The organism is Vibrio sp. V08_P9A1T1 (assembly GCF_963874405.1).
Lineage (GTDB): Bacteria > Pseudomonadota > Gammaproteobacteria > Enterobacterales > Vibrionaceae > Vibrio > Vibrio anguillarum.
The window spans coordinates 1-4,728 of the sequence record NZ_CAWNIB010000138.1 but is presented as its reverse complement, the minus strand read 5'-3'; the positions used below and the strand labels follow the sequence as shown (position 1 = coordinate 4,728).

Below are 4,728 nucleotides of genomic sequence, written 5' to 3'. Positions count from 1 at the left end.
AAATAAAAGTTACCGCTGACTTTAGAGAACAATGCTAAAGCGAGCAGTAAAATAGCTGATGGTATGTTGCAGGGCTTTTGTGGCATTTTGATTACAATCGATTTCCCAATAGATCTATTTTTGATACGCCGATCATACCCCGATGCATCGCAACATTGGGATCAAGAGTTCGTGCGTAGCAGAACATAGATGACGTTTCTAACTCATTCACAAACATTTCACATTTTCAAAACAGTCTACGGTTATGAAATTTAATGAGAAAAATATCCTGAAGTTCGGACTCAGAGAGCGCTAGTATTTCTTTTTCATACGCAGCGCAACGTTGACCAAGGCAATCAACACCGGCACTTCAACCAAGGGCCCAATCACACCCGCAAATGCTTGATCGGAATTTAAACCAAACACAGCAATCGAAACGGCAATCGCCAGTTCAAAGTTGTTGCCTGATGAGGTAAAAGCAATTGAGGCATTTTGATCGTAAGGAATGCCCAGTTTTTTACCAATGAAAAAGCTGACAAAAAACATCACTAAGAAATAAATCACTAAAGGGATGGCAACGCGTATCACATCCATCGGCAGTTCAATGATCATCTCGCCTTTCAGGCTGAACATCAAAACTATCGTCGCTAGTAGTGCCACTAGCGTAATCGGTGAAATACGCGGAATAAACTCCTCGTTGTACCATTGCTCACCTTTCGCGGCCACCAACCATTTGCGACTTAAAAAACCAGCTAAAAATGGGATACCGAGATAAATCAGCACACTTTCTGCGATATCGAGAATGGTAATATCAACCACAAAGCTCTCGAGCCCAAAATACGGCGGCAAAACAGTAATAAATAGCCACGCCATAAAACTGTAAGTGACAATTTGAAATGCACTGTTGAGCGCCACCAACGCTGCGCCGTACTCTTTGTTCCCACCGCTGATATCATTCCACACCAATACCATCGCGATGCAACGCGCCAGACCAATTAAGATCAGTCCGACCATATAACCCGGATAATCGCGTAAGAAAATGATCGCCAATGCAAACATCAAGATAGGCCCGACAATCCAGTTCATCACTAAAGAGAGTGTGATGGCGCGTTTATCACGAGTCACTTCACCTAGTAGGCTGTAATTCACTTTTGCCAGTGGTGGATACATCATCAAAATCAAACCGATCGCCAGCGGAATATTGGTCGAACCGACCGACATATTTTCATTCCATTGCGCCACTTGCGGAAAGAAGACACCGATCGCTACCCCGAGCCCCATCGCAAGGAAAATCCACAAGGTTAGATAGCGATCGAGAAGACTCATTTTTTCGGCTGCAGAGGCTTCTGCGCAGACAGGTAATTCACTCATACATCACATCTCTCGGTCAGTCTAAAAAGGGAGCCGCGCACAACTTTCTACTTACAGCCATGGCGACATAGTAACGCTAAAATTTCATTCATTTTGGCAAGATGGGCCAGCAATGCGCGTTAGCTCTTGCGCAATCAATGCGGTATTGTGGCTCAGCGTGATGTCCAATATCTGCACCATCCAACTTTCCAGCTCAGGATTGATTTGGTAGTACACCCACTTGCCGCGACGTTCATCAATCACTAGCTCATTTTTTCTCAGTTCAGCTAAATGACGGGACACTTTGGGCTGACTTAATTGCAACGCATTCATTAAATCACACACACACAACTGCCCTTTGTGCTTCATCAACAGCAAGGATTTGAGCCTCGTTTCTTCAGACAAGGATTTATAAAAAGATAAACTGCGGCACATAAACAATACATATGGAATATCGAATGTGTTTTAGTGTAAGGAGCAAAAGAGTAGAAGTCAAACACCAGAACTATCCTCGCGCACGACGGGCGGCGCTTGAAAAGCAGCGTGATAACGGGAGAAATGATTACTGCAATACAAATAACGATCGTTTGGTTGACCTATACCACATCAATGATTAGGATCACATTTTAAAAATCAACTAAGAGACGTTGCGAATGCTGCTTACGCCGCCCTAGATTGATCTTTACCTCTCACAACTCACCTTTTTATTTCATTTTTTAGAGATCAAGTATGCTACAAAATATTAAGCGCGATTGGTTTTCCAATGTGCGAGGGGATGTTCTAGCTGGCACTGTCGTTGCGTTAGCATTAGTTCCTGAGGCAATAGCCTTTTCTATCATCGCAGGTGTAGACCCTAAAATCGGCCTTTACGCTTCATTCAGTATTGCCGTGATCATTTCAATTGTCGGTGGACGACCCGGCATGATCTCAGCAGCCACGGGAGCAATGGCGCTGTTGATGGTCACTTTAGTCAAAGAGCATGGCTTGCAATATCTATTGGCAGCCACTGTTTTGACCGGGGTTCTACAAATACTGGCCGGTTACCTCAAACTGGGCGATTTGATGCGTTTTGTATCACGTTCGGTCGTGACGGGGTTTGTTAACGCGCTGGCGATTCTGATTTTTATGGCGCAATTACCAGAGCTGACCAATGTAACATGGCACGTTTATGCCATGACACTCGGTGGGCTGGCGATTATCTATCTATTCCCCTACGTTCCTGTGATTGGCAAATTGCTACCTTCGCCATTAGTGTGCATTATCGCCTTAACTCTGATTGCTATCAGCTTTGGCATTGATATTCGCACTGTGGGCGATATGGGTGAATTACCAGATACTTTGCCGATATTTTTATGGCCAGATGTTCCGCTCAACCTTGAAACCTTATGGATTATATTTCCTTATTCAGCCGGATTGGCCGTTGTCGGTTTATTAGAATCAATGATGACAGCAACCATTGTTGACGATTTAACCGATACCAGCAGTGATAAAAATCGTGAATGTAAAGGCCAAGGTATCGCCAATATTGCCACTGGCTTTCTTGGCGGCATGGCCGGTTGTGCGATGATTGGTCAATCGATCATCAACATTAAATCCGGCGGACGCGGCAGGCTCTCTACTTTTTGCGCCGGTATTCTACTGATCATCATGGTGGTGTTTTTAAGTGATTGGCTCAAGCTCATCCCGATGGCGGCTTTAGTGGCGGTAATGATCATGGTTTCCATTGGGACCTTCTCTTGGAGTTCGGTAAAGGATCTCAAAACTCACCCACTTTCTACCAGCATCGTGATGATCGCGACCGTTGTTGTTGTGGTTGCAACCCATAACTTAGCGATCGGTGTCGGTGTCGGCGTGCTGCTTGCTTCTCTCTTCTTTGCTAACAAAATTGGCCGCTTCATGGTGGTTAAAAGTGAACTCTCTGAAAATGGAGAAGAGCGTACCTATCGTGTTGTTGGGCAAGTCTTCTTTGCTTCGTCAGATCAATTTATGAACGCGTTTGACTTCAAAGAGGTCTTAGAGCGTGTCACTATCGACCTCTCTGCAGCGCACTTTTGGGATATTACTTCGGTTTCTTCGCTAGATCGTGCTGTTATCAAATTCCGACGCGAAGGGACCGATGTAAACATCATCGGTATGAATGAAGCAACAGCAACGATTGTCGATAAATTCGGCGTGCATGGTAAGCCAGAAGAAGTTGAAAAGCTGATGGGCGGACATTAAGGAACAGATTATGACCAATATTATTGCTTGCATCGATGGATCGATTTATTCACAGTCGGTCGCCAATTTAAGCGTGTGGGCCGCCAAAAGCTTACAAGCACCGTTAACCTTACTGCACGTACTTGATAAAGCGGCCAATCAAACCGAAAGTGAGTTATCTGGTAACATCGGTTTAGGCAGCCGAGAACAGCTATTGAAAGAGCTTATTGAACTAGACGAAAAGCGTTCTAAACTGGCCTTAAGGCACGGTAAAGCGTTACTCAATGAGCTAGAAACCAAAGCTCATGAACAAGGTTTACAAGATGTGCGTAAACTGCAAAAGCACGGCAACCTGTTAGAAACTTTGCTTGATCTTGAAAACGAAATTCGTGTATTGGTGGTCGGTAAATCAGGTGAAGTGCACCAAAACGACGCCATGGCCGTTGGATCTCAATTAGAGAGTATCGTGCGTACAATGAAGTCGCACACCTTAGTGGCAACGGGTGATTTTACGCCACCACAAAGCTATCTATTAGCCTTTGATGGCAGTGAAATTAGCCAGAAATTAGTGGATAAAGCGATTAAAACACCGCTGCTAAAAGGGCTGGAGTGCCATTTGGTGATGGTGGAAGATAACCACGATAAAGCGAGCGCGTTTAAAGCTGCCGCCGAGAAATTATGTGCGAACGGTATTCACGTTGTGGAAGCGTGCTTATCTGGCGAAGTTCATAAGGCGATTCTTCAGTACCAACAACAAAACCAACTTGGCATGATCGTCATGGGCGCGTTTGGACACTCTAAACTTCGTCAGTTTTTTGTTGGCAGTAACACCACTCGGCTCTTAGCCGAATCAAGCGTACCGATGCTATTGATACGATAATAATTGATAAATTAACCATATAGATAAAGCCTTCTTCGGAAGGCTTTTATTATAAAACGCTGTTGTGGAGGGTAAGTGCAAGTAGTAAACTTGTTGCGGATATGCAACTGGTACTTAGGATGTTAGGTACAAATAAAATCGCGGTTACTGCTACTAACTGACGTGACGCCAAATACCCTCCTAAATCAAAGTCTCATTTACTGGAGCCTATCTAATAAAACTAATAAAAAATAATTAAATAAACCTAGGCTAGGTTAACTCTATGAAAATAATATCATCTTTAGGCTCACGGCTGACAAACAGTCTGCCTATTGAAAAAA

Annotated in this window: 4 protein-coding genes; 2 read left to right on the top strand and 2 right to left on the bottom strand. The window is 44.1% G+C overall.

The features are described from left to right. Positions 1-291: 291 nt before the first annotated feature. Together arsB and AACT21_RS06740 are read right to left on the bottom strand one after the other, a co-directional pair. On the bottom strand, positions 292-1,350 hold the full coding sequence (arsB, locus tag AACT21_RS06745; protein WP_094163596.1) for an ACR3 family arsenite efflux transporter: 1,059 nt from the start codon (positions 1,348-1,350) through the stop codon (positions 292-294). 84 nt (positions 1,351-1,434) lie between these two features. Next, positions 1,435-1,764, bottom strand: coding sequence for a metalloregulator ArsR/SmtB family transcription factor (locus tag AACT21_RS06740; protein WP_017046037.1), 330 nt, complete (start codon positions 1,762-1,764; stop codon positions 1,435-1,437). A 294-nt stretch (positions 1,765-2,058) separates the two neighbouring features. Here AACT21_RS06740 and AACT21_RS06735 point away from each other — a divergent pair, with 294 nt between their 5' ends. Continuing rightward, positions 2,059-3,549, top strand: coding sequence for a SulP family inorganic anion transporter (locus tag AACT21_RS06735; protein WP_013868030.1), 1,491 nt, complete (start codon positions 2,059-2,061; stop codon positions 3,547-3,549). A 10-nt stretch (positions 3,550-3,559) separates the two neighbouring features. Then, on the top strand, positions 3,560-4,408 hold the full coding sequence (locus AACT21_RS06730; RefSeq protein WP_088733490.1) for a universal stress protein: 849 nt from the start codon (positions 3,560-3,562) through the stop codon (positions 4,406-4,408). Positions 4,409-4,728: the final 320 nt, after the last annotated feature.

Bases quoted from the DNA above. Each gene is read 5' to 3' on its own strand.
- arsB (WP_094163596.1), bottom strand. From the start codon at position 1,350: ATGAGTGAATTACCTGTCTGCGCAGAAGCCTCTGCAGCCGAAAAAATG.
- AACT21_RS06740 (WP_017046037.1), bottom strand. From the start codon at position 1,764: ATGTGCCGCAGTTTATCTTTTTATAAATCCTTGTCTGAAGAAACGAGG.
- AACT21_RS06735 (WP_013868030.1), top strand. From the start codon at position 2,059: ATGCTACAAAATATTAAGCGCGATTGGTTTTCCAATGTGCGAGGGGAT.
- AACT21_RS06730 (WP_088733490.1), top strand. From the start codon at position 3,560: ATGACCAATATTATTGCTTGCATCGATGGATCGATTTATTCACAGTCG.